Below are 24,592 nucleotides of genomic sequence, written 5' to 3'. Positions count from 1 at the left end.
GGCGGTACGCAGGGGGGACGGGGCGGCGGGCGCGGTGGCGGGCCGCTTGACCCGGAGTTGCTCCGTGTACACCCCGGCATCAAGCGGTATCTGGCCGTGTGCACGCTCTCCGCGGTCCTTGCCACGCTCCTGACCGTCGCTCAGGCGCTGCTCCTGGCCCAGCTGCTCGCGGACCTCTTCGCCGTCGGCGCCCGCCGGGCGCTCGCCTCGTTCCCGCTGCCACTGGCCGCCTGCGTGGTCGTCGGCCGGTGCGCGCTCGCCTGGTGGGACCGCTGGTATCCGGCGACGGTGGCCGCCGAGGTGAAGCGAACCCTGCGCGCCGGCCTCACCGAGGCCGCGGGCCGCGGCCGGATCCGCGGCACCGGGCCGCCCACGGCCGACGTGGTGGCCCTGCTGACCCGCGGCGGCGACGCGCTCGACGGCTATGTCGCCAGCACGGTTTCCGTGCTGCCGCACGCCCTGGTGGTGCCGCCCGCCATCGTGGGCACCCTGCTGTTCCTTGACGTGCCGTCCGGGCTCACCGTCCTCGCCACCCTGCCCTTCGTGCCGCTGCTCCTCGCCCTGGTCGGTATGCACACCAAGGCGCGTACGGAACGGCAGTGGGCCCTGCTGATCCGGCTCGGCGGGCACTTCCTGCAGGCGGTCTCCGGTCTCGCCACCCTGCGCGTCTTCGGACGGCAGGACGACGCGGCCCGCCGGATCCGCTCGGTCTCCGCCGAGCACCGGGTGGTCACCATGGCGACCCTGCGCCAGGCGTTCCTGTCCTCGTTCGTCCTGGAGACGATGACCACCCTGGCGGTGGCGCTGATCGCGGTGCCGGTCGGATTCCGGCTCCTGTCCGGGAGCATGGAGCTTTCGGCAGGGCTCGCGATCCTCCTCCTCACCCCGGAGGCGTACCGGCCGCTGCGCACGCTCTCCACCCGCTTCCACGCGAGCCAGGACGGCAAGTCCGTGCTCGCGCAGGCCCGCCGGATCCGGGAGGCATCACCTGCCCCCGCCGAGCCGTCGTCCCCGCGCCACCCCGGCGCACCCGACCCGGTCGGCGTTCCGATCGTCCTCGACCGGCTGACGGTGGGATTCTCCGCCGCGACCCCGGCGCTCACCGGGCTCTCCCTGGTGCTCGAACCGGGGCGCTGCCACGCGCTGACCGGGCCGAGCGGCGCGGGCAAGACGACGCTGCTCCGCACCCTCGCCGGGCTGCTCCCGCCGCTCGGCGGTCAGATCCGGGTCGGGGGAACGCCCCTGTCCCCCGTGCCGGGCGACGCGTGGACGGCGCACCTCGGGGTGGTGCCGCAGCGCCCGCACCTCTTCGCCGCATCGCTCGCCGACAACGTACGGCTGGGGCGCCCCGACGCGACCGACGCCGAGGTGGAGCGGGCGCTGGAGGAGGCCGGCGCGACCGCTTTCGTCCACGCGCTCCCGGACGGAACGGCGACCAGGCTCGGTGACGGTGGACTCCAGCTCTCCGCGGGCGAACGCCAACGCGTGGCGCTGGCCCGGGCGTTGCTGCGCCGCCCGGCGCTGCTGCTGCTCGACGAACCGACGGCACGCCTGGACGGCGAGACGGAACACCAGATCCTCGCCGCCCTGCGCGCCCTGCCGGGCACGACGTCGCTGGTGGTCACCCACCGCCCCCGCGTCATGGAGTACGCCGACACCGTGATCCGCGTAGGAGACGACCCGCCTGGACAGCGGACCGACGGACCGACCGCCCGCCTCCACGGTGCGGCAGAACACCAGACCCTCACCGCCACCACGGAAGGACGGTTCGTACGGTGACAGCCTCCGCTCCCGGGCACCGCCTGGCGGGGCCCCTGCTGCGGCTCTCCCTCGCCGCCGTCGCCACCGCGCTGTGCGAGGCCGCCGCGGTCGCGCTGACCGCCACCGCCGCCTGGCTCATCTGCCGTGCGTCGGAACAACCCCCGCTCGCCACCCTCTCGTTGGCGGTGGTCGCGGTGCGCGCGCTCGCCATCGCCCGGGGCGCGCTGCGCTACACCGAGCGGCTCGCCGGGCATGACGCCGCCCTGCGGATCATGGACAGGGTGCGCGGCCGCTTCTTCGACGTCCTGGAGCCGCTGGCCCCCGCCGGTCTTCCCGCGTTCCGCAGGGGCGATCTGCTGACCCGGCTGATCGCGGACGTGGATGCGGTGCAGGACGCCACGGTACGGGTGGTGCTACCGGCGCTCGCCGCGCTCGTGGTCGGCGGCGGCGTCACCGCATGGGCGTCGGTCCAGCTTCCCGAGGCCGGACTCGCCCTGGGCGGCGGCCTGTTCGTGGGTGTGCTGGTGCTTCCCTTCCTCACGGCCCTGGCCCTCGACCGGGTGCGGACCCGGCTCGTGGCCGCCCGCGCGGAACTCGCCGTGCGCGGCGTGGACGCCATCGAGGGGCGGGAGGACCTCGCGGCGTGCGGGGCGGCTGCGGCCGCCGCTGCCGAGCGGCGGGAACAGGACGCCGCCCGCGACGTCGCCCGCCTCGAACGCTCCGCGGCACGCCGCGGGGCCACGGTCACCGCGGCGGGGCTGCTGACCCAGCTGGCGACCACGGCCGCGGTCGCGGTGCTCGCGGCGCGGGCCCAGGCCGAAGGACGCCTCGGTCCCGTCGCCGCCGCCGTCCTCACCCTGGCCACGCTCACGGCGCTTGAGACGGCCGTGCCCGTACAGGCGGCCGCCGAGAAGTTCGGCGAACTCGGCAGTGCGCTGAGGCGGTTGAAGGCGGTTCTGCGGGCCAGGCCGGCCGTGCCCGAGCCGGACGATCCGCTGCCGGTGCCGGGCGGCCCCGTCACGCTGGAATTCACCGGCGTCACCGTGGTCCACCCGGGCGCGGGCAGGCCCGCCCTGAGCGACTTCGAGCTCTCGCTGCCCGCAGGGCACCGGGTCGCGCTGGTCGGGCCGAGCGGTTCGGGCAAGAGCACGGCGCTCGCCGTCGCGCTGGGCTTCGTCCCGGCGTCGGCCGGACACGTACGCCTCAACGGGGTCCCGGTGGAGCGGATCCCCGGTCGCGAACTGCGGCCGCGCTTCATCTCCGGACTTACCCAGGACCATTACGTCTTCACCGGCACCGTCCGCGCGCATCTGCTGCTCGGCAGCCCGGACGCGGACGAGGCGCGGCTGTGGGACGCCCTTGAGCGGGCGGGCGCGGCAGCGTGGGTCCGGGCGCTGCCCGCCGGGCTCGACACCGAAGTACGGGACGACGCCGCCCAGTTGGCGGGCGGCCAGCGCCAGCGCCTCGCCCTGGCCGCCGCGTTGCTCGCCGACCCGGCCGTGCTGGTCCTCGACGAGCCCACGGAGTCGCTCGACCCCGCGGCCGCAGGCGCCGTCCTCACCGACGCCCTTGCCGCGACCGCTGACCGCTCGCTGCTCCTGGTGAGCCACCGCATCCTGGGCCTCGAGGAAGCGGACGAGATCGTGGTGCTCCGCGACGGCCGGATCACCCAACGCGGCACCCACCACGAGCTGCTCCAGCGGCCGGGCTACTACCGTGAGCAGTACGCGGCCGAGTGCGCCGCCGCCCAGAACGGGCCCCACACGACGGACCTCACCGAGGCCTCTGCGTCGGCAGGTTGAGCGCGTACCCCGGAAACGGCCATGGGCCACGGCCGACCCCACCCGAGTCGGTGAGGCCGGCCGTGGCACAGGGGCGGCGGACGAGGTGTCAGCCGTCCGCCAGGATCGCGTCGCCCTGTGTCTTCGTCGCCGGGCCCCCGGCCGCCGCCTGCGCGGTGGGCTGTGGTGCGGTGGCGGTGCCCTTCGGGGTGAACAGCATGGCCACCGCGGCCAGGGCGAGTGACGCCGATGCCACCCACAGGGCGGGCACGAGGCCGTCCACGAAGTGCCGGCGGGAGGCGTAGCCGCCATTGGCGCTGAACACCGAGGCGAGGAGCGCCACGCCCAGGGCCGCGCCCACCTCGCGGGTCGCCGCCGTGGCGCCGGAGGCTATGCCGTGTTCCTCGGTCCGGACTGAACTCATGGTGAGGTTCATCAGTGGGGCGTAGAAGCAGGCCATCCCGGCGCCGCAGAGCATGAACGCGGGGAGTTGGGCTGCGAAGGCCGTGTCCGGTTCGAGGAGCAAGGCGAACCAGGCCAGGCCGATCGTCATCAGGATCAGGCCGAGCACGACCACCGGCCTGCCGCCCGTGCGGTCGGAGACGATGCCCGCGAAGGGCGCCACCAGGACCGGCATGGCGGTCCAGGCGAGCATCCGCACGCCCGCCTCCAGCGGCCCGAAGCCCTGCACGTTCTGCATGAACTGGGTGACCAGGAAGATCGTGCCGAACATGCCGACGGCCATCAGGATGCCGCCCGCGTTGATCGCGCTGAACGCACGGTTGCGGAACATGCCCATCGGCAGCATCGGTTCGCGCGAGCGCAGTTCCCAGACGGTGAAGGCGACAAGGACCGCCGCGCCGCCTACGAGACCGCCGAGCACCAGCGGTGACGTCCAGCCGGACGAGTTGCCCTCGACCAGGCCGAGGACGATGCCGAACAGGGCGACGCTCACCAGGACCGTGCCCGTCACGTCGAGCCGCGCCGTCGGGCCCCTGCTCTCGGCGAGCTTGCGCAGCGCGAACGGGGCGAGGATCAGGCCGACCGGCACATTGACCCAGAAGATCCATTGCCAGGAGAGGTGCTCGACGATGAGGCCGCCCGCCAATGGCCCGCCGGCGATGGAGAGTCCGTTGATCGCGCCGTAGATGCCGAGCATGGCGCCACGCTTGGCGGCAGGAACGGCGGCCGTCAGGAGCGTGAGGGAAAGGGGCATGATCAGTGCGGCGCCCGCGCCCTGGACGGCGCGGGCGGCGACGAGTTCGCTGATGCCGGGCGCGACGGCCGCGGCGGCCGACGCCCCGGTGAAGAGCAGCAGCCCCACGACGAAGATCTTGCGCCGCCCGAACCGGTCACCGACGGCGGCACCCAGCATCATCAGGACGGCGAAGGAGAGCGTGTAGGCGTTGACCGTCCACTCCAGGTCCTGGAGGCTGCCGCCCAACTCCTCCCGGATGGTGGGCAGGGCGGTGACGATCACCAGGTTGTCGAGTCCGGCCATGAAGGAGGCGACGCCGGTGACAAGAACGGCCCACCCGACTGTCCCCTTTGTTCCCTTCTCGGCGGAACGGTCCTCGGGCGGTGCGTTGTCGTCGGGTGTCATCCTGGCTTCCTTTCAGATGCGTTCGCGGAGGTGGCCGAGCGGGTCGCGGCTTCCGCACCGCGTCCGTAGAGGCCCAGGCAGTACTCGTACGTCGGGAGGATGTCCTTGGCCGCCGCTTCCTCCGCGGTCGGAGCGGCCAGGTCGGTCCCGGACATCACGGGGTCCCCGGTGACGCCCCAGGGCAGGGCGAGCGCCGGGTCGAGCGCGTGGACGGTGTAGACGGCGTCGGCGACGTACGGCTTCGAGCAGTGGTAGTTCATGACCGTGCCTTCCTCCAGGGCGAGGAAGGAGTGGCCGAGCCCTTCGGAGATGAACAGGCTCGTGGCCGAGTTCTGCTCGAGGTGGAACACCTGGTGCCGGCCGAACGTCGGTGAGCCGACGCGGAGATCGACCACGATGTCGATCGCCGAGCCCCGTGCGCAGCTGACGAGCTTCGCCTGGCTCATCGGGCCGACGACGCCGTGGATGCCGCGCAGCACCCCCTTGTGCGACACCGACAGGTTGCTCTGCTCGATGACGAACGGCCTGCCGATCGCCTCCTCCAGGTAGTCCTTGCGGAACGACTCGTGGAAGACACCCCTGTTGTCGGGGAACGCCTTGGGCGTCACCACGTACACGTCGGGAAGGTCCTGTTCGCGGATTTCCAAGCTTCGGGTGGCCATGCGCGCACGCTAGGGAAGGCCGCTCGAGCCCGCCTCGACCCGGGAGCGATCGGCATGGGGCACTGTCGGGGCCGTTGTGAACCCGAGAAGGAGCGAGCCGGTGACTTTGACCTCCGTTGCCCCAGGCGGCAACGTAACGGGCGTCGAAGGACGCTTCGCGCACTCGGCCCGGACCACCGACAGCCCGGTGACGCCGAACGCGGCGTTCCGGGAGTGGTTCGCGGGCCAGCGCCGCACCAACCGCTACGAGGTGAACCGCATCCCCTTCCGGGAGTTGGTCGGCTGGGAGTTCCAGGAGCGGACCGGGAATCTGGTCCACCACAGCGGGCGGTTCTTCGCGGTGGAGGGCCTGCGGGTCCGCACCGGCTGGGACGGCCACGAGTCCGAGTGGTCCCAGCCCATCCTCAACCAGCCGGAAGTCGGCGTACTCGGCCTCGTCGTCAAGGAGTTCGACGGCATCCTGCACTTCCTGATGCAGGCAAAGATGGAGCCGGGAAACCTGGACACGGTGCAGCTCTCGCCGACCGTGCAGGCCACCCGGAGCAACTACACGGGCGTGCACCGGGGTTCGCGGGTGCGGTACATCGACTACTTCACCCCGCCGCGCCGCAGCATCGTGCTCTTCGACTCCCTGCAGTCCGAACAGGGCTCCTGGTTCCTGCGCAAGCGCAACCGGAACATGGTGGTCGAGGCGATCGGCGACGTTCCCGCGCACGACGACTTCCGGTGGCTGACCCTCGGGCAGATCAACCGGCTGCTCCTGGAAGACAACGTGATCAACATGGATGCGCGGACCGTGCTTTCCGCCATCCCCTACCTCGGCGGACCCGACCGCGCGCAGCTCACCATGGACGGGATCCTGGGCAGGCTGACCGAGATCAAGGCGCGCCGCGACCTGGTGCAGCGCTCCATACCGCTGAACGACGTGACGCAGTGGCACCGCGACGAGCACACCATCCGGCACGAGTCGGGACGGCACTTCACCGTGATCGCCGCCGAGGTGAGCGCCGTGGGGCGCGAAGTGACCGCCTGGACACAGCCGTTGATCGCCCCGGCCGAGCAGGGGGTCTCCGCCTTCCTGCTGCGCGAGATCGACGGCGTACCCCATGTCCTGGCCCATGCGAGGAGCGAGGCGGGCGTCCTCGACGTGGCCGAGCTCGGCCCGACGGTGCAGTGCCAGCCGCAGCGGGTCCTCGGGCTTCCCGATGAGCTGCGGCCGCGCTATCTCGATCTGGTGCTCTCGGCGGACCCTGCCCGGGTGCTGTACGACACCGTGCAGTCGGAGGAGGGCGGCCGCTTCCACCACGCGGACAACCGCTATCTCATCGTCAAGGCACCCGACGGCTTCCCCGTCGACGTGCCCGACGACTACCTCTGGCTGACGGTCCGGCAGCTCGGCGCGCTGTTGCGCCACAGCAACTACGTGAACATCGAGGCGCGAACGCTGCTCACCGGGCTGCGCGGCATCTGGGCGGCGGACGGTACGTACGACAGTGGGGAGGTCTGAGATGTCCGTCGTCAAGTCGACGCACTACGACACGGATCGCGTCCTGCGCATCGGCGTCCTCGGCTGCGCGGGCATCGCGGAACGCCGGATGCTGCCCTCGCTCGCGGCCCAGCCGCTGGTGCGGGTCACGGCGGTGGCCAGCCGCAGGGAGGACCGGGCGCGGTCCTTCGCGCAGCGGTTCGGCGGGGTTCCCGTCTTCGACGGTGCGGACGCGGCACAGGACCCGGCCGCCGCACAGGACCCGGCCGCCGCGCCGGCCGCCTACCAACGCCTGCTCGAACGCGACGACGTCGACGCGGTCTACATCCCGCTGCCGCCCGCCCTGCACAGCGAGTGGACGCTGCGGGCCCTGCGCGCGGGCAAGCACGTGCTGTGCGAGAAGCCCTTCGCACAGACCCTGGAGCAGGCGCGGCAGGCCGTGGCCGTGGCGCGGGAGCGCGGTCTGGTGGTGATGGAGAGCTTCATGTTCCTGCACCACTCCCAGCACACGAGCGTACGCAAGCTGGTTGCCGACGGCCGGATCGGCGAACTCCGCCTGTTCGAGAGCGAGTTCGGGATCCCGGCAACCCCGGACGCCACCGCTCCCCGGGGCGTGCGGCACGCCAGCACGCTGCCGGAGGTGGCGGTGTACCCGATCCGTGCCGCGCAGTTCTTCCTCGGCTCGCGGCTGAGCGTGCTCGGCGCCATCCGGCGGGCGTCGTGCGACGGCGAGCCGGACTCGTCGGGCGCCGCACTCCTCGCCTCGTCCTCCGGCGTGCCTGCGGAGCTCGCCTACGGCCTGGAGCACGGCTACCGCAGCGGCTACACGCTCTGGGGCAGCGAGGGTTCGCTCCGCCTCGACCGGGCGTTCAGCACTCCGGACGACCACGTCCCGGTGGCCCGCGTCGAACGCGGCGGCACCGTGACGGATGTGCCGCTCGCCCCCGACCGCCAGTTCACCAACATCGCCGGCGTCTTCGCCCGCACGGTTCTGGACGGCCAGGACCCGACCCCGCACGCGGACGACATCCTGCACCACGCAGAACTCCTCGCCGAGCTCGACGCTGCGGCGGCGGGCCGCTGATCGCCGGTGGGGGGGCGCGGGCCTGGGCGGGCGGCATCGGCGGGCGTCGCCGACGCCACGGCAGTCCGCGCGGTCGGCCCCTTGCTCACGGGGCGGCTCCTCGCTCAGCACAACGCCCAGGAAGGCACCCGCGCCCACGGGCACCGACAGGCCGGTGGGCGTCCGTCGGCGGGCGGCCTCAGCGCCCCGCCGGGCCGCGCGCCACACCGCCGTGAGGTCGGCCCCATGCTCACGGGGCGGCCGACCTCATGGTTCGCGGCCCAGTGTCCTGGACCTCACGATCGTCCGCGGCGGCCCACCCCCGAGCCGCCGCGGATCCCGGTGCCCGCAAACACCGGGAGGCCCCGGACCTCCGTCCGGCGAAGCCATCACGCTTCGTCGGCCGGAGGTCCGGGGCCATAGCCATTGTCGGAAACCAAGAACGCTTCGTATGTCATTGGTGCTTCGTACGCCGCAAACGCTCCGTACCCTCAGCCGATCTCCACCACGATCTTGCCCCGTGCGTGTCCCGCCTGGCTCAGCTCATGGGCCAGGGCCGCCTTCTCCAGGGGGAACACCTCCGCGATCGGTACCGTCAGGGCGCCGCTCTCCACCAGTTCCGTCAGCGCGGCGAAGTCCGCGGCGTCGGGGCGGGCGAAGACGTAGGAGCCGCCGCGTGCGACGACCGTGTGGTCGACCACCGATACCAGGCGTCCGCCGTCCTTCAGCAGGCCCTTGGACGTGCGCAGCGCCTGCTTGCCCACCGGGTCGATGATCACGTCGACGCCGTCCGGGGCCAGCGCGCGGACCCGCTCGTCAAGGCCCTTGCCGTACACCACCGGATCGGCGCCGAGCTCCCGCAGGAACGCGTGGTTCGGCTCGGACGCCGTGCCGATCACCCGCGCGCCGAGCGCCTTGGCGATCTGCACCGCGAGCGAGCCCACGCCGCCGGCCGCCGCGTGCACGAGCACCGTCTCGCCGTGTGCGGTGTGAGCTGCCCGCACCAGCGACTGGTATGCGGCGAGCCCGGCCAGCGGCAGGCCCGCGGCCTGCGCCCAGGAGAGTCCCGCCGGCTTGCGGGCGAGGCAGCGCACCGGCGCCGCGACCAGCTCGGCGAAGGTGCCACGGGAGAGCATGTCCTCGCGTACGTAGCCGATGACCTCGTCGCCGGGTGCGTACTCCGTGACCGCGACGCCCGCCTGCTCGACGACCCCGGCCATGTCCCAGCCGGGGACGACCGGGAAGACCGGGTCGAGCAGGGTGCCGAGATAGCCCTCCCTGGCCTTCCAGTCCACCGGGTTGACCGCGGCGGCCTTCACCCGCACCAGGACGGAGTCGGGGCCGAGTCTCGGGTCGGGCAGCTCCCCGTACTCCAGGACGTCGGCCCCGCCGAAGGTTCGGTACGAGACCGCTTTCACTGGGCCATCGCCGCCATGTCCACGCCGAGCTGCCGGAAGATGTCACCCATGTCGAGCTGGTCCCAGTGCTCGGCGAGCAGGCCGTCCTGCACCCGCCAGATGTCGATGGACTGGAAGGAGACGGGCTTGCCGGTCGCCGGTATGCCGAGGAACTCGCCCTGATGGGTGCCCGAGTAGATGATGCGGGCGGCCACCCGGTCGCCCTCCGCGACCTGGTCCTGGACGTCGGCCGTCATGTCGGGGAAGCCGGTGAACACCGCGGCCCAGAAAGCCCGGTTGGGCTCAATGCCGTCGTCGACCACCGGGTTGTGATCGATGTGGTCGGGGTGGGTGTGCTGCTCCATGGTGCTCACGTCATGGGTGTTGATCATGTCCACGAAGTGCTGCAGGAGTTCATTGTGGTGCTGCGACAAGTTCTTCGACAGGTTCTGCGACATCCAGGGCCTCTCTCTCGCGAAAGCCGGATGCGCGGCAGCGGACGCGCCGCGCCCGACCGAAGATGGCAGCGTCCGGTAGAGCCGCGATGGAGAACGGGCCTCGCCCCGGCGCGGCCCGTCCAGGCCCCCACCGGCGCTTGAGCCCAAGACCCTAGCGTCCGGGCCATGAAGGCTCTCGTACTCTCCGGCGGGGCCGGCACCCGCCTGCGGCCCATCACCCACACCTACGCCAAGCAACTCGTCCCCGTCGCCAACAAACCCGTGCTGTTCTACGGGTTGGAGGCGATCGCGGAGGCGGGCATCACCGAGGTCGGCATCATCGTCGGCGACACCGCCGCCGAGATCGAGGAGGCCGTCGGCGACGGCTCCAAGTTCGGCCTCGACATCACCTACCTCCCCCAGTCGGCACCGCTGGGCCTTGCTCATGCCGTCCTGATCGCGCGGGAGTTCCTCGGCGACGAGGACTTCGTGATGTATCTCGGCGACAACTTCATCGTCGGCGGCATCGCGGACCTGGTCGGTTCGTTCCGCGAAAGCCGGCCCGACGCACAGATCCTGCTCACCAAGGTCTCCGATCCGACCGCCTTCGGCGTCGCCGAACTCGACGCCTCCGGCAAGGTGGTGGGTCTGGAGGAGAAGCCCGCGCAGCCGCGCAGCGATCTGGCGCTCGTGGGGGTCTATCTCTTCACTTCCGCCATCCACGAAGCCGTACGCTCCATCAAGCCGTCCTGGCGCGGCGAGCTGGAGATCACCCATGCCATCCAGTGGCTCATCGACAACCGCGGCGGTGTCCGCTCGACGACGATCTCCGGTTACTGGAAGGACACCGGGAACGTCGTCGACATGCTGGAGGTCAACCGCTCCGTACTTGAGGCCGCCGACGGCGGCATCGACGGTTCGGTGGACGAGGCCTCCGAGATCGTGGGCAAGGTCAGGGTCGAGGCGGGCGCGAAGATCGTCGGCTCGCGGATCGTGGGTCCTGCCGTGATCGGCGCCGGATCGGTGATCACCGACTCGTACATCGGCCCTTCCACCTCCATCGCGGAGAGCTGCCGGATCACCGACAGTGAGATCGAGTTCTCCATCATGCTCAGCGGTTCGTCGGTCGACGGCGTCCGCCGCATCGAGAGCTCTCTCATCGGCCGAAGCGTGGAGGTCACCCCCGCGTCGCGGGTTCCCGCGGCCCACCGGCTCGTACTCGGCGACCACAGCAAGGTGCAGATCGCGTCATGACCCCACCACAGACACCGCAGACACCGCAGACGCCCCAGACGCCCCAGACGCCCGAGACACCGGCCAAGAGCCCCACGAAGATCCTGGTCACCGGCGGCGCCGGCTTCATCGGCTCGCACTACGTCCGCACCCTGCTCGGCCCCGAAGGACCGGGCGGCGTGCACATCACCGTCCTCGACAAGCTCACCTACGCGGGCAATCCCGCCAACCTCGACCCGGTGCGCGAGCACCCCGGATTCTTCTTCGTCCAGGGCGACATCTGCGACGCCGAACTGGTGGACACGCTGGTCGCAGGGCACGACCAGATCGTGCACTTCGCCGCGGAGTCGCACGTCGACCGCTCGATCCTGGGCGCGACCGAGTTCGTACGGACGAACGTCGCGGGGACACAGACGCTGCTCGACGCGGCGCTGCGCCACCACGGCGGGGACGAGGGCGTGTTCGTCCACGTCTCGACCGACGAGGTGTACGGGTCGATCGAGTACGGCTCCTGGCCCGAGTCCCATCCGCTGGCGCCCAACTCCCCCTACTCCGCGTCCAAGGCGTCCAGCGACCTGCTCGCCCTCTCCTACCACCACACCCACGTCCTCGACGTCCGCGTGACGCGCTGCTCCAACAACTACGGGCACCACCACTTCCCGGAGAAGCTCATCCCGCTGTTCATCACCCGGCTGATGCAGGGACAGGACGTACCGCTGTACGGCGACGGGCTCAACGTCCGGGACTGGCTGCACATCGACGACCACGTCCAGGGCATCGATCTGGTCCGCACCCAGGGCCGTGCCGGCAACGTCTACAACATCGGCGGCGGCACCGAGCTGACCAACAAGGAGCTGGTCTCCCTGCTCCTTGAAGCATGCGGGGCGGGCTGGGATTCGGTGACGTACGTCGAGGACCGCAAGGGCCACGACCGGCGCTACTCCGTCGACTGCACCAAGATCTCGGAGGAGTTGGGCTACCGGCCCCGCAAGGACTTCAGCACCGGGCTCGCCGAGACGGTCGCGTGGTACCGCGAGAACCGCGACTGGTGGGAACCGCTCCAGCAGCGGGCGGCCCTGTGAGCGGCGGCTGGGTGGTGACCGGAGCGGGCGGGATGCTGGGCCAGGACGTCGTGGCCCGGCTCTCGGCCGCCGGGGAGAAGACGACCGCCCTGGACCGCCGCGCCCTCGACATCCGCGACGGCGGGGCCGTACGGGACGCGATCGCCGGGCTCGAGCCGTCGGTCGTGGTGAACTGCGCGGCCTGGACCGCCGTCGACGACGCGGAGGCCCAGGAGGCCGAAGCGCTGCGGCTCAACGGCGACGGGCCCCGCCAACTGGCCCTGGCGTGCCGGGAGTCGGGCTCTCGGCTGCTCCATGTCTCCACGGACTACGTCTTCGCCGGGGACGCCTCTTCCCCGTACGCGGAGGACGCGGCGCCCGCGCCCCGCACGGCGTACGGCAGGACGAAGCTGGCGGGCGAGCGGGCGGTGCTCGACGTCCTGCCCGCGGCCGGTCACGTGGTGCGCACGGCCTGGCTCTACGGCGTCGGCGGGCCGAGTTTCGTGGCGACCATGATCCGTCTGGAGCGGGAGCGGGACACCCTGGACGTCGTCAACGACCAGCGTGGCCAGCCGACTTGGACCGTGGATCTCGCGGACCGGCTCGTACGCCTGGGCAGGGCGGCCGTCGACGGATCGGCGCCGCCCGGCATCTACCACGGCACGAGCGGCGGGGACTGCACCTGGTTCGAGCTGGCCAGGGAGACCTTCCGGCTCCTCGGCGCGGATCCGGAGCGGGTACGTCCGACCACCAGCGCCGCGTACGTACGCCCCGCCCCCAGGCCCGCCTACAGCGTCCTCGGCCACGAGCGCTGGGCCGGGGCCGGGATCGAGCCGATCCAGGACTGGCGCGCCGCGCTCGCCGGGGCATTTCCCGCATTGCGCGCGGCCGTTGCCTCAGGACCATGAAAAGCTCACCCGCGACAAGTGACTCGGCCACTGCCCTATCCCCCGTGGCGGAACAAATATAGGGAGCGCACAGAGGAATCCACTCCGTAGCGCTGAAGAAGGGCAATCAAGCCATGGACAAGATCATCGCATCGGCTGCTCACGTTCCCGCCACGACTCCGAGTGCCGTCCTGCCGAACCTCGTCGTGGAGCGGCTCGACGCCGACGGGGGCTCTTCGGACACCTCGTTCACCTTCACGAACGCGGCTTTCACCTTCACCAATGCGGCGTTCACGTTCACCAACTCCTCCCAGCAGCACACCGTGGGAGCTCAGCGCACAGCCGGTCTTTCCCGGGCATGACGGTGGCCGGGGGGCACGAGAGAACCACGACGATCACGGACACGACCGTGCGGGTGGAGTTCAAGAGCCATCTCCACCCCGCGGTCGTCCCCGGTGAAGCGGCCTACTTGGTGTCTCACCTCGGGATCACGGCACTGCACGGTCCCCACGCCGAGATCCTTGTCCCGCTTCTCGACGGCACCAGGACACCGGACGCCATCGCCCGTGCGGCCCACCCGGCGCTGACCGGCGACGAGGTCTCCCAGGCACTGCGGCTGCTCACCGATGCGGGCCTGCTGCGTTTCAGGCCGTCGGACCGCCGCACCAGCACCTCCGAGCGGGTCAGCGAGGCGTACTGGGACCTCGCGGGCCTCGACGGAGCCCGTGCCGCCGACGAGGTGGCGCGGGCGACCGTGCGGATCAGCGCGCTGGACGCGACGGCGCTGCGGCCCGTGCGGCAGGCGTGCTTGGACACGGGCCTGCACGTCACGGAGGTGGAGAGCGCCGCCGACTTCACCATCGTCCTGGTGGACGACTACCTCGATCCGGCGCTGCGCGAGGTGGACGCCCTCCACCGTGCCGCGCGGCGCCCCTGGATGCCGGCCCGGCTGCGCGGTCCTGAACCCTGGATCGGCCCGATCTTCCGCCCGGCGGAAGGACCTTGCTGGTCCTGTGTGGCCACGAGACTGCGCGGCCACCGCACGACGGAGCTGCCGCTCCAGCGCGCCCTCGGCCTGGACCGTCCGCTCTCCAGGCCGGACGCCTCGCTGGCCGCGGGGCGGGCGCTCGCCGCGCATACGGCCGTACTGGAGACGGTCAAGTGGCTCGCCGGGGCGCGGCGTCCCGAGCAGAGCTCCATCCTGGCGCTCGACACCCTGACGTTCCAGAGCACTTGGCACCCGACGACGCGGCAGCCCCAGTGCGCCGTGTGCGGAAACCCGCGGATGGTCGGCGAGCGGGGCTGGTCCCCTTTCGTGCCGCAGAGCCGCCCCAAGGCGGCCGACGGCACCGGCGGCGGCCATCGGGCGCTCACCGCACGGCAGATGCTGGAGCGGCACGGCGGTCTGATCGGTCCGGTCACCGGAATCGTCAAGGAGGTCAGGCGCGCGGAGGGCACCCCCGCGTTCGCCGAGGCGTACGTGTCGGGCCAGAACCTCGCCATGGAGTCGGGGAGCCTCGCCCAGATGCGGGCCGGGCTTCGTTCGCTCAGCGGCGGCAAGGGTCTTACCGCGACCGAGGCCAAGGTGAGCGCCCTGTGCGAGGCGGTCGAGCGGTACAGCGGGACCCGGCGGGGTGACGAGCCGGTGGTGCGCGACAGCTACCGCTCGCTCGGCCCTCAGGCGCTGCACCCCAACGCCTGCCAGCTGTACCACGACCGGCAGTTCGCGGACCGCGACCGCTGGAACGCGGAGTGCTCGCCGTTCAGTTACGTACCGGAGCGGTTCGACGAGACGTGTCCGGTGGGCTGGACACCGGTGTGGTCCCTCGCATCGGGAACCCACCGGCTGCTGCCGACGAGCATGCTCTACTTCTCCCCGGACCAGCTCCCCGCCCATGAGCCCACCGCCGACTCCAACGGCAACGCCGCCGGATCCAGCACCGAGGACGCCTTGCTCCAGGGCTTCCTCGAACTGGTGGAGCGGGACGCGGTGGCCCTGTGGTGGTACAACCGCACCCGTCAGCCCGCCGTCGACCTGGACTCCTTCGACGAGCCGTACATCGAGCGGCTCCGCGCGGGATATCGCAGGATCGGCCGCGAGATCTGGGCGCTCGACCTGACCACGGATCTCGGCATCCCGGCGATCGTTGCCCTCTCGCGGCGCACCGACGGGCCGACCGAGGACATCGTCTTCGGCTTCGGGGCCCACTTCGACCCGGGCGTCGCGCTGCGCAGGGCGCTCACGGAGATGGGCCAGCTGCTGCCATCGGTCCACGGGGCGCATGCGGGGCCCGGCGTGTACGGGACCGACCATCCCGGAGCGGTGGCGTGGTGGCGCACCGCGACGGTCGGGAACCAGGCCTATCTGCGGGGTGCCGACGACATCACGCCGTGCACGCCACGCTCCTGGGTCTACACCCACCGCACGGATCTGCGCGACGACCTCACCGCCGTCACCGAACTCCTCACCGGGCGCGGACTCGACCTCCTGGTGCTCGACCAGACCCAGCCGGACATCGGACTCCCGGTGGTCAAGGTGCTGGTCCCGGGCCTTCGGCACTTCTGGGCGCGCTATGCGCCGGGACGGCTCTTCGATGTCCCCGTCTCGCTGGGAAGGCTCGCGGAACCGACGCCGTACGACGAACTCAACCCCGTCCCGCTCTTCGTCTGATTGCCTCCCCGAATTACATCTCCCTTTCAAGTACCGGCCAGGACCTGACAGTTACGGCATCGGAATTGAATGTGCCTATCACCTCGCCTGCTTAGGATGAGCGGCTCAGGGCCACTCCCCCCAGGTTGCTTAGGAGCACTGCGAGGATGCGCGAGACCCGTCCCGACCAGTCCGATCCGCCAAAGATACGAATCAACAGTGGTCCTGCCCCGCAACTGGCACGGACCATCTTGCTGGCGACGCTGACGTGTTACTTGATCATCACGGTGATCAACCTCTTGAGTGCGAACCCGACACCGGCCACCCTGGTGACGGGACTGATCACCATCTCGGCGGCGTTCGCGCTGCAGTTGACCCACTCCAGGCGAGGGGCGGACCGCGCTCCCTTACGGCGCAGGATGCTGACGCTCGGCGCACAGTCCGTCGTCACCTATCTGCCCCTCGTCTACTTCGGGGTCGCCTGGGGCGGCATGGCGGGATTCTTTGCAGGATCGCTTCTCCTCCTGCTGCCCACCCGGGTGGCCTGGCCGCTCTTCGCGGCGACAGGACTGAGCCTGCTCATCCCCGGAATCCTCAATGATCTCTCGGTCATCGACATCGTCTACATGTGCCAGAGCACGCTGCTCTCCGGGCTCGTGGTGTACGGCCTCTCCCGGCTCTCGGCGATCGTGGAGGAGGTGCACGCCGCCCGCGCCGAGATCGCCAGAATGGCCGTGGTCAACGAACGACTGCGCCTCTCCCAGGACTTGCACGACCTGCTCGGCTACAGCCTCTCCGCCATCGTGCTCAAGAGCGAGCTGATCCACCGTCTCCTCGGCGTCCAGCACGAGCGTACGGAGCAGGAGGTGACGGAGGTCCTTTCCATCTCCCGGCAGGCGCTCGCCGATGTCCGCAGGGTGGCCAGCGGATACCGGGAGATGTCGCTGCTCACGGAGGTGTCGTCCGCGCAGTCGGTGCTCGTCTCGGCGGAGGTGGACTGCACCGTCGACATCGCGCCCGCCCTCAAGGACGTCAACGCGCTGGCCGGAACGGTCCTCGCGACCGTCCTGCGGGAGGCGGTCACCAATCTGCTGCGGCACAGCAAGGCCGGCCGGTGCGCCATCAGCGCCTCGATCGACGGCGGAACGGCCCGGCTGACGATCGTCAACGACGGCCTGGTGCGCGACCACCGCCCGCCGGCCCCCCACAGCGGCAACGGCCTGGGCAACCTGGAGCAGCGGCTGTGCGCGATCGGCGGAACGCTGACCATCGACCGGCCGCCGGGCGATCCGGACGACGGGGCTTCCACGGGCCTGTTCCGCCTGATCGCCGAAGCTCCGGTCAACGCAGTCACCGTTACGGCGGTGACCGCGGAGCCGCAGCTGAAGGAAATGGCGAACCCCGAACCGTAACTGACCAACTACGCGAGTGGAGTTGGCTGATATTGTCACCCCGGATTCTCTGGCAGTGCCTGCACAGATCGACATCATGGGGGGACTGTGCTCCGCGTACTTTTGGCCGAGGACATGCACATGGTGAGAGGCGCGCTGGTGGCCTTACTGAGTCTCGAGAGGGATCTGGATGTCGTGGCGAGCGTGGAACGCGGGGACGAAATCCTGCCCGCGGCGCTCGCGGAGAAGCCGGACGTGGCGATCATCGACATCGATCTTCCGGGGCTCGACGGGCTGAGCGCGGCGTCCCTGCTGCACGAGCGGCTGCCCGACTGCAAGACCCTGATCCTCACCAGCCTGGACCGCCCCGGCACGCTCAGGCGCGCGATGGCCGCCCAGGTCTCCGGGTATCTCCTGAAGGACGCCCCGCCGCAGAAGCTCGCGCAGGCGGTACGGAAAGTCGCCGGCGGCCAGCGTGTGATCGACTCCGAGCTTGCCCTTGCCGCCTGGGGAGGCGCGGACAGTCCGCTGACGGCCCGCGAGACCGAGGTGCTCCAACTGGCCGCGGGGGGCTACGAGGTCGTCGAGATAGCGACGCAGCTGCGGCTCTCGGTCGGCACCGTACGGAACTATCTGACGACGGTCGTGACCAAGCTCAACGCACGCAACCGGGTCGACGCCATCCGTATCGCCCGTGAGGCGGGCTGGCTGCTGTGAGCGGGACGGAGCGCGGCCGTCAGTCCGTGGGATCCCCGTCCGGGACGACCATCCCCGCGACCGCGAGATAGTCCAGGATGGCGTCCGTGACCTCGGCGGGCAGCGGCAGCGCGTCGCTCACCACGGCGGGCGTGACCGGCCAGCCGAGCAGCCCCACCACCCAGATCGGCTCGGGCCGGTGGATGAGCACATGGTGCGGCGACGACGCGGTCTGCAGCCTGACCGAGGACTCGCCGAAGGCCATGGAGAGGCCGACGGCCGTGCGCAGCGCTCGGCCGTCCCGCCGCCCCGCGAGGACCAGTTGGGCACCCTCCGCGACCGGGACCACCGACAGGAGTGGCCCTCTCAGGTCGTCGACCCCGAGGGTGCGGACGATCAGATGGGAGAGCCGCTCGAAGACCGGCAGGAGGACCTCATAGGGGTCCGGGTCCTCAGGACCCGTCGGCGCGGGCCACGCGTTGTCGAGCACGACGGGACCGAGTTCCATCCGGCTGAGCACGTTGCGGACCAGCGGTGTCGGATCGCCGATCCACTCGGTGCCGGAGTTCCACTTGAGGGACAGGTGCTCGGCGCCGTCACCGGCCGCGACTTCCACGTCCTCCCGGAGCGACCACAGCTGGATGAGCTGACCGGCGAACGGCTCCGCCGACTCCGGAGACTGCGCCATGGAACCTCCTCGTGCCATTGGAAGCCACCCTGGGCGAACGGCCGTCGCTACGGCAGTCCTGGAATCACGTCGGGCATATGAATCGCTCATACCCGGGGGCGTGAGCGCCGACGGGCACCGAAGCTCAGCGGTTCACATAGCCGTCCGCGGTGGCCTCGCTGCGGTCGGGGGTCACAGCGGGGCCGCCCTTGGCGACCGTCACGTCCTTCTTCTTCTCGGACAGCATCACGTAGATCGCCACCGAGAGAAGCGCGCAGATCACGGCGCTCGCCCACAGGACCGCCTGCCAGGCGCCCGTGAAGCCTTCGCTCACGAAGTCGAAGAAGCTGGGCTGCACCTTCTCCGGCAGCTTCTCCAACGGCCCGGCGAGATCACCCGAGTTGACGCTGTTGGCAAGCTCGGCGGGATCGCCCTTGTACGCGGGGAACTTGTCGAGGCCGTCGTTCAGCCAGTTCTGTACGAGGTTGACGAGCGCGGAGCCCACCGCGGCGATGACCACGGCCTCGCTGCCCAGGCGCAGGGTGTTGAGGAACCCGGCCGCCGTGCCGGTGGCCTCGGGGGCGACCACCGTGAGGACCGCGCCGTCGACCAGGCCGAAGTTCAGGCCGAGGCCGATGCCCAGCAGGATCAGCGGGCCCGCGAGCGCCCCGAGGCCGATGCCGGGCTCCAGGACGACGGCGAGCCAGGCGACGCCCAGGGTCAGGCAGGCCAGGCTCAGCGCGAAGACCGTACGCGGCGACCAGCCCCACTTGACCAGACGTCCCGCGAGCAGCGGCGTGGACAGGATGCGCAGCGTCAGCGGCAGCAGGATCACGAAGGCGAACGTGACCACGACGGGGATCAGGCAGAGCGCCATAAACTTGGCGTTGCGCAGCAGCGACAAATCGAAACATCGGGTGCGGCTGGCGCTTCTCCACCAGGACGAAGACCGCCATAAGGAGCACCGCGCCCGCCAGGCAGCCGAGCACTCCCGGGCTCGCCCAGCCCCACTGCGGGCCCTCGACCATGCCGAGCATGAGCAGGAAGAGGCTGCCGACGAAGGTGGCCGTGCCCGGCCAGTCGACCTTGGCGGCGGACTCGCTGCGGGACTCCTGCATGAACGGCACCGCGAAGAGCACGAGCAGCATGAGGAGCGCGTGCGCGCCGTAGAAGGAGCGCCAGCCGAGGGTGTCCGCGAGGACGCCCGCCACCATGGCGCCGAGCGCGAGGCCCGCGCCCGTCGCGATGCCGACGGCGGCGAACACCCGGGTGCGGGCGGCGCCGTCGAAGCTGGTGGCGAGGATGGAGCTGCCGCTCGTCAGCAGCCCCGCGGCGCCCACACCGGCCACGGCGCGCGCCAGGTCGAGTACGTAGATGTCGCTGACCACCGCGCTGACCAGCGAGGCCACCGTGAACAGCACCGCACCGACGGCGAACACTCGGCGCCGCCCGAGCAGGTCGGCCAGCGCGCCGCACGCCAGCATGAAGCTCGCGAAGGTCAAGTTGTAGGCGTGCACCACCCATTGCAGGGCATCAAGGGACGCGTCCGTGTCCAGGCCGATGTGTGGCAGGGCCACGCCCGACCCGGTGACCGAAGTCGGCAGGATCAGCAGGGTCAACAGGACCGCGATCAATGTGACTTGGGGGTTCGATCCCGGGGTTCGCCCACCTGAACGGGAAGACAACTCTTGCGCTCCTTAGTGCGAGTGCGAGTGCGCGTGCGTTACGCGATGGATTCCGCGCGCACCTTGAGTGCCGCGTTCATGAGCAGGAGCGGGTGTCGGTCACGCGGGGATGGAGTTGGCGACGCCGCCGTCGACGAGGAGGTCGACTCCGTTGACGTACGACGCGTCGTGCGACGCGAGGAAGGCGACAGCGGACGCGACCTCCTCCGGGGTGCCGATGCGCTTAAGGACCACGTCCTGGCGGCTCGCCTCGCGGGCCTCGTCGGTCGGCACCGACTCACGGAACATGTCGGTGTCGATGTAGCCGGGGCTGATGGCGTTGACCCGGATGCCGCGGTCGGAGAGGTCGCTGGCGAGGGTCTTGGTGAGGTTGGCCGCGGCCGCCTTGCTCGCGGCGTACAGGGAGCCGATGACCAGGCCCTTGTGGTGGGTCCACGAGGCGTTGATCACGATCGAGCTGCCGTCCTTGAGCAGCGGGAGCGCGTGCTTGACGGTGAAGAAGACGCCCTTGAAGTTGGCGTCCACCACGCCGTCGAAGTCCTCCTCGGTGAACTCCTCGATCCGCTTGAAGACGCCGACACCGGCGTTGGCGAACACCACGTCCAGGTGGCCGAAGCGCTCCCGCACCTCTCCCATCAGCCGGTCGAGGTCGGCCGGCTTGGAGACGTCGGCGGGCACCGCGATCAGCCGGTCGCACGCGTCGAGGCGCTCGGCGGCGCGCTTGAGGCGGTCCTCGCTGCGGCCGGTGATCACGACCTTGGCGCCCTCGTCGAGCAGGCGCCGCGCGGTCGCCAGACCCATTCCGGTCGCGCCGCCGGTGATCAGGGCGACCTTGCCGTCGAAACGGGCACCGTAGGACGTGCTCTGCATGATGAAATCCCCAGCCTTCGTGCTCACGCATGGCATCCTCGCCGCTATTGGCGAGACATGAGTAGAGCCCACTTATGGTGGTGTTACGACCACCACCCACACCACAGCCGTCCGCGCGGTTCAGGCCCGGCCGAGGACGCCGCCGAACGCCCCTACTTCTACCGCCTGGTGGGCTCAGTCACCGTAAAGCGCCTCGATCTCACCCACGTACGCCGTCGCCACCGCGTGCCGTTTGATCTTCAGGGAGGGCGTGAGCAGCCCGTTGTCCTCGGTGAACTCGCCCTCGACGATGACGAATTTACGGATGGACTCCGCCCGTGAGACCGCCGAGTTGGCGTAATCCACGGCCTTCTGGACCTCGGCGATCACCTTCGGGTCCCGGCAGAGTTCGGCGAGCGGGATGTCCTTGGGGCGTTTGCGCACGGAGAGCCAGTGCTCGACGGCCTCCGGGTCCAGGGTGATGACCGCGGCGACGTACGAACGGTTGTCGCCGACGACGATGCACTGGCCGACCGGCGCCCGGCTGCGCAGCCGGTCCTCCAGGATCGCCGGGGAGACGTTCTTGCCGCCGGAGGTGACGATGAGGTCCTTCTTGCGCCCGGTGATCGTGAGGTAGCCGTCGTCGTCGAGCGCCCCGAGGTCACCGGTCGCGAACCACTCGTCCCGCAGCACGGCGTCCGTGGCGGCCGGGTTGTTCCAGTACGAGCCGAAGACGATGCCGCCCTTGATGAGCACCTCCCCGTCGTCCGCGATGCGTATCGCGGTGCCGGGCACCGGCAGGCCCACCGTGCCGGGGCGGGGCTTCAGCGGCGGGGTGATGGTCGCGGCGGCGGTGGTCTCCGTCAGGCCGTACCCCTCGTAGATGACGATTCCTGCGGCGTAGAAGAAGAGGTTGAGACGCCGGTCGAGGGGTGAGCCGCCGCTGATCGCGTAGCGCAGCCTGCCGCCGACCTCCTTGCGTACGCGCCGGTAGACGAGCAGCTCGTACAGCGCCCAGCCCAGGTAGAGCCCGATCGAGGGTCCGGGCCCGCGCTTGTCCAGGAACTTGTTCAGATACGCATCCCCGAACCGCACCGCGATCCCCTCGGCCCGGTCGAAGGACGCGGCGCGCCCGATCTTCTCGGCGGTCGCGCGCCCCGTGTCGTGGATCTTCTCGAAGAGATACGGGACGCCGACGACGAAAGTCGGCCTGAAGGACCGAAGTTCGGGGCGGAGCTCGTCCGGTTTGATGCTCGGGCAGTGGCCGAGTTCGATGCGGGCGAGCATGCAGGCGATCTGGATGGTGCGGCCCAGGATGTGGGCGAGCGGCAGGAAGAGGAGCGTCGATGCGACCTGGCCGGTGATCTCCTTGAAGACGGGGTGAAGCAGGTCGACGGTGTTCGCGGCCTCGGCGTGCAGATTGCCGTGGGTGAGGACGCAGCCCTTGGGCTTGCCGGTGGTGCCCGAGGTGTAGCAGATGGTGGCGATGGAGTCCGGGGTGAGGGCGGCCCGCCGCTTGACCACCTCCTCATCGGACAACTCCCGCCCGCCTTGGACGAGTTGAGACACAGCCCCATCATCGATCGACAGGACACGCGGCGGTTCGGCGAGGCCCGCGACCGCCGCCTCGGCCGTCGCCACGTTCTCCGGGGTCTCAGCGATGAGGAACCCCGCACCCGAGTCCCGCACGATCCACTCGATCTGCTCGGCCGCCGATGTCGCGTACACGGGTATGCTCTGCCCGCCCGCCGCCCAGATCGCGAAGTCGAGGACGGCCCACTCGTACCGGGTACGGGACATCAGCGCGACGCGGCCGCCCGGTTCGAGCCCCGCGGCGATCAACCCCTTGGCCACGGCGGTGACTTCGCGCGCAAAGGCCGCGGCGCTGACCGGTCGCCACTGGTCGCCCTGCTTGCGGCGCAGGACGACGGCGTCGGGCGCCTCGGTGGCGTTGGTGAAGGGGATGTCGGCGGTACTGCCCGCGGTGGCCGTGGCCGCGAGCGGGGCGACGCTCGCCTCGCGCACGACTCCGTACTCGTCCCTGACAATCTCGACGGTGGTGCGCTCCGCCAGCTCGCTGTGGCGTTGTGCCCGTTTCAGATCCTTGCGTACGCCCATGACGGCTCCCGGCTCCGGCTACCAGCTGACGTGCAGAGGTGATGCGGTGCATGCGTACTTACTGGGAGGTCAACTTACTCAAGCGTAGGGAAAGTTCAATGGCGCGGACAGCGAGAACTCGCCGGGCGGCGCGCGACGGGCGACAAAGGCCGGGCGGCGATGACACCGGAGGCAACACCCCGGCCACACGACGACGACACCAGAAGCACGGACAGCCGCGGCCGGCAGTGCAACCCGTGCGCGGGCGACACCGGCCTCGCGACCGCCGACACTCGCAGGGGCGCACAGCAGCGTGGCACAGGGCGACACCGGGCAGCCGCGAGGCCGACGGCACGCGGGCTGCGCCCCGGAGGCCGAGGCGGATGCGCAGCTGCCCTCACCGAGGCGACGGCACGCGGGCTGCGCCCGGAAAGGCCGAGGCGGGCGCGCAGCCGCCCTCACTCCCTCTCCGGCACCCAGACCTCCCCCTCCAGAACCCGCCCCATCCCGACCCACACCATGTTCATCAGCCGCAGTGTGACCCCCTCCGGGGACTGGTCCGGGTGGCTGCCCATCCAGTCGGTCAGCGAGTCCGCCGCGCCGACCAGCGCGTGGGCCACGAAATCCGCGTCCTCGTCGGAGAGTCGGGCCGCCGGTGAGCCGCCGCCGCTCTCCGTGATGCCGTCCCAGACCAGGCCCGCGACCTGCGCCATCACCGCGCGGCGGGCGTCGGCGACGGCGGCCGCGATCGTCTCGCTCAGCTCCGACGCCTGGCGGTGCAGCACGACCCAGCTGTCGCGGTGCTCGGCGACAAAGGCGAAGAACGCCGAAAGGCCCGCGTGCAGGCGCAGTTCGGGCGCCGCGCCCCCGGCCCGCGCGGCCCCCTGGAAGGCGGCGACGAGCCGGTCGGCCTCACGGCTCAGGCAGGCGAGGAAGAGGCCTTCCTTGGAGTCGAGGTAGAGATACACCATCGGCTTGGAGATTCCGGCGAGTTCGGCGATCTCGTCCACGGACGCGGCGTGATAGCCACGCTTGGCGAAGACCTGCACCGCCACATCGATGATCTGCTGCTCGCGCTCCTTGCGCGGCACGCGCCGCCGACGCCCCTCGGAATCCCTGTTCACCGTCACCCTTGCCAGCCTCTCAGGTCGGGCTTATCTTACCCAACAGTAAGTTTACTAGAGAG

General features: G+C 70.7%; 20 protein-coding genes and 1 pseudogene. 11 read left to right on the top strand and 10 right to left on the bottom strand.

What is annotated here, in order from left to right; translation table 11 throughout:
- The first annotated feature begins 57 nt into the window (after positions 1–57).
- Together cydD and cydC are read left to right on the top strand one after the other, a co-directional pair.
- Positions 58–1,779: a thiol reductant ABC exporter subunit CydD gene (gene cydD / locus AB0O76_RS01880; RefSeq protein ID WP_365484006.1), complete on the top strand. Its 1,722-nt coding sequence runs from the start codon at positions 58–60 to the stop codon at positions 1,777–1,779.
- Positions 1,776–3,563: a thiol reductant ABC exporter subunit CydC gene (gene cydC / locus AB0O76_RS01875; protein WP_365484003.1), complete on the top strand. Its 1,788-nt coding sequence runs from the start codon at positions 1,776–1,778 to the stop codon at positions 3,561–3,563. The genes cydD and cydC overlap by 4 nt, the downstream gene beginning before the upstream one ends.
- An 88-nt stretch (positions 3,564–3,651) precedes the next feature.
- On the opposite strand, the gene AB0O76_RS01870 is transcribed toward cydC, so the two are convergent.
- Positions 3,652–5,145 carry a DHA2 family efflux MFS transporter permease subunit gene (locus AB0O76_RS01870; RefSeq protein ID WP_365484000.1) on the bottom strand — a complete coding sequence of 498 codons (1,494 nt, stop codon included), beginning with the start codon at positions 5,143–5,145 and terminating at the stop codon, positions 3,652–3,654.
- Positions 5,142–5,807, bottom strand: a complete 666-nt coding sequence (locus AB0O76_RS01865) for a dTDP-4-dehydrorhamnose 3,5-epimerase family protein (protein WP_365483997.1) — start codon at positions 5,805–5,807, stop codon at positions 5,142–5,144. The genes AB0O76_RS01870 and AB0O76_RS01865 overlap by 4 nt, the downstream gene beginning before the upstream one ends.
- 100 nt (positions 5,808–5,907) lie before the next feature.
- Between AB0O76_RS01865 and AB0O76_RS01860 the strand changes: the two genes are divergently transcribed.
- Both AB0O76_RS01860 and AB0O76_RS01855 read left to right on the top strand, forming a co-directional pair.
- A complete protein-coding gene (locus tag AB0O76_RS01860) occupies positions 5,908–7,314 on the top strand; it encodes an NDP-hexose 2,3-dehydratase family protein (RefSeq protein WP_365483994.1) in 1,407 nt (468 codons plus the stop codon).
- Position 7,315: 1 nt separating this feature from the next.
- Positions 7,316–8,377: a Gfo/Idh/MocA family oxidoreductase gene (locus AB0O76_RS01855; protein WP_365483991.1), complete on the top strand. Its 1,062-nt coding sequence runs from the start codon at positions 7,316–7,318 to the stop codon at positions 8,375–8,377.
- A 470-nt stretch (positions 8,378–8,847) separates the two neighbouring features.
- Here the strand turns inward: AB0O76_RS01855 and AB0O76_RS01850 are convergent, their stop codons facing one another.
- Positions 8,848–9,774, bottom strand: coding sequence for an NADP-dependent oxidoreductase (locus AB0O76_RS01850; protein ID WP_365483988.1), 927 nt, complete (start codon positions 9,772–9,774; stop codon positions 8,848–8,850).
- Positions 9,771–10,211, bottom strand: coding sequence for an ester cyclase (locus tag AB0O76_RS01845; protein ID WP_365483985.1), 441 nt, complete (start codon positions 10,209–10,211; stop codon positions 9,771–9,773). Before AB0O76_RS01845 ends, AB0O76_RS01850 begins: the two co-directional genes overlap by 4 nt.
- Before the next feature lie 165 nt (positions 10,212–10,376).
- Here AB0O76_RS01845 and AB0O76_RS01840 point away from each other — a divergent pair, with 165 nt between their 5' ends.
- The 7 genes from AB0O76_RS01840 (at position 10,377) to AB0O76_RS01810 (ending at position 18,129) form a co-directional block, all read left to right on the top strand.
- Positions 10,377–11,444: a glucose-1-phosphate thymidylyltransferase gene (locus tag AB0O76_RS01840; RefSeq protein ID WP_365483982.1), complete on the top strand. Its 1,068-nt coding sequence runs from the start codon at positions 10,377–10,379 to the stop codon at positions 11,442–11,444.
- Positions 11,441–12,505, top strand: a complete 1,065-nt coding sequence (gene rfbB / locus AB0O76_RS01835; RefSeq protein WP_365483979.1) for a dTDP-glucose 4,6-dehydratase — start codon at positions 11,441–11,443, stop codon at positions 12,503–12,505. Before AB0O76_RS01840 ends, rfbB begins: the two co-directional genes overlap by 4 nt.
- Positions 12,502–13,392: a dTDP-4-dehydrorhamnose reductase gene (gene rfbD, locus AB0O76_RS01830; protein WP_365483976.1), complete on the top strand. Its 891-nt coding sequence runs from the start codon at positions 12,502–12,504 to the stop codon at positions 13,390–13,392. The genes rfbB and rfbD overlap by 4 nt, the downstream gene beginning before the upstream one ends.
- A gap of 113 nt (positions 13,393–13,505) precedes the next feature.
- On the top strand, positions 13,506–13,733 hold the full coding sequence (locus AB0O76_RS01825) for a hypothetical protein (protein WP_365483973.1): 228 nt from the start codon (positions 13,506–13,508) through the stop codon (positions 13,731–13,733).
- Positions 13,730–16,042, top strand: coding sequence for a TOMM precursor leader peptide-binding protein (locus tag AB0O76_RS01820; RefSeq protein ID WP_365483970.1), 2,313 nt, complete (start codon positions 13,730–13,732; stop codon positions 16,040–16,042). The genes AB0O76_RS01825 and AB0O76_RS01820 overlap by 4 nt, the downstream gene beginning before the upstream one ends.
- A gap of 278 nt (positions 16,043–16,320) precedes the next feature.
- Positions 16,321–17,433 (top strand): histidine kinase, encoded by a 1,113-nt coding sequence (locus AB0O76_RS01815; RefSeq protein WP_365483967.1) that lies wholly within the window; start codon positions 16,321–16,323, stop codon positions 17,431–17,433.
- 87 nt (positions 17,434–17,520) lie between these two features.
- Positions 17,521–18,129, top strand: coding sequence for a response regulator transcription factor (locus tag AB0O76_RS01810; RefSeq protein ID WP_365483964.1), 609 nt, complete (start codon positions 17,521–17,523; stop codon positions 18,127–18,129).
- Between the two features lie 19 nt (positions 18,130–18,148).
- Here the strand turns inward: AB0O76_RS01810 and AB0O76_RS01805 are convergent, their stop codons facing one another.
- From AB0O76_RS01805 to AB0O76_RS01780, 6 genes and pseudogenes are all read right to left on the bottom strand, one after another.
- Positions 18,149–18,796, bottom strand: a complete 648-nt coding sequence (locus tag AB0O76_RS01805; RefSeq protein ID WP_365483961.1) for an NADH oxidase — start codon at positions 18,794–18,796, stop codon at positions 18,149–18,151.
- 124 nt (positions 18,797–18,920) lie between these two features.
- The gene (locus AB0O76_RS01800) at positions 18,921–19,652 is read right to left on the bottom strand and encodes a hypothetical protein (protein WP_365484461.1); all 732 of its coding nucleotides are present in this window, start codon (positions 19,650–19,652) and stop codon (positions 18,921–18,923) included.
- A 121-nt stretch (positions 19,653–19,773) separates the two neighbouring features.
- A pseudogene (locus AB0O76_RS01795) lies at positions 19,774–20,352 on the bottom strand (MFS transporter); the annotation flags it as partial.
- Between the two features lie 207 nt (positions 20,353–20,559).
- Positions 20,560–21,330, bottom strand: a complete 771-nt coding sequence (locus tag AB0O76_RS01790; RefSeq protein ID WP_365483958.1) for a glucose 1-dehydrogenase — start codon at positions 21,328–21,330, stop codon at positions 20,560–20,562.
- A gap of 174 nt (positions 21,331–21,504) precedes the next feature.
- On the bottom strand, positions 21,505–23,427 hold the full coding sequence (locus AB0O76_RS01785; protein WP_365483955.1) for an AMP-dependent synthetase/ligase: 1,923 nt from the start codon (positions 23,425–23,427) through the stop codon (positions 21,505–21,507).
- A gap of 437 nt (positions 23,428–23,864) precedes the next feature.
- Complete coding sequence (locus AB0O76_RS01780; protein WP_365483952.1) at positions 23,865–24,536, bottom strand: TetR/AcrR family transcriptional regulator; 672 nt, start codon at positions 24,534–24,536, stop codon at positions 23,865–23,867.
- Positions 24,537–24,592 lie beyond the last annotated feature (56 nt).

The sequence above is a fragment of the Streptomyces sp. NPDC086554 genome, from assembly GCF_040686095.1.
Classification (GTDB): domain Bacteria; phylum Actinomycetota; class Actinomycetes; order Streptomycetales; family Streptomycetaceae; genus Streptomyces.
The sequence above is the reverse complement of the archived record's forward strand: the minus strand, read 5'-3'. Positions and strand labels throughout refer to the sequence as shown.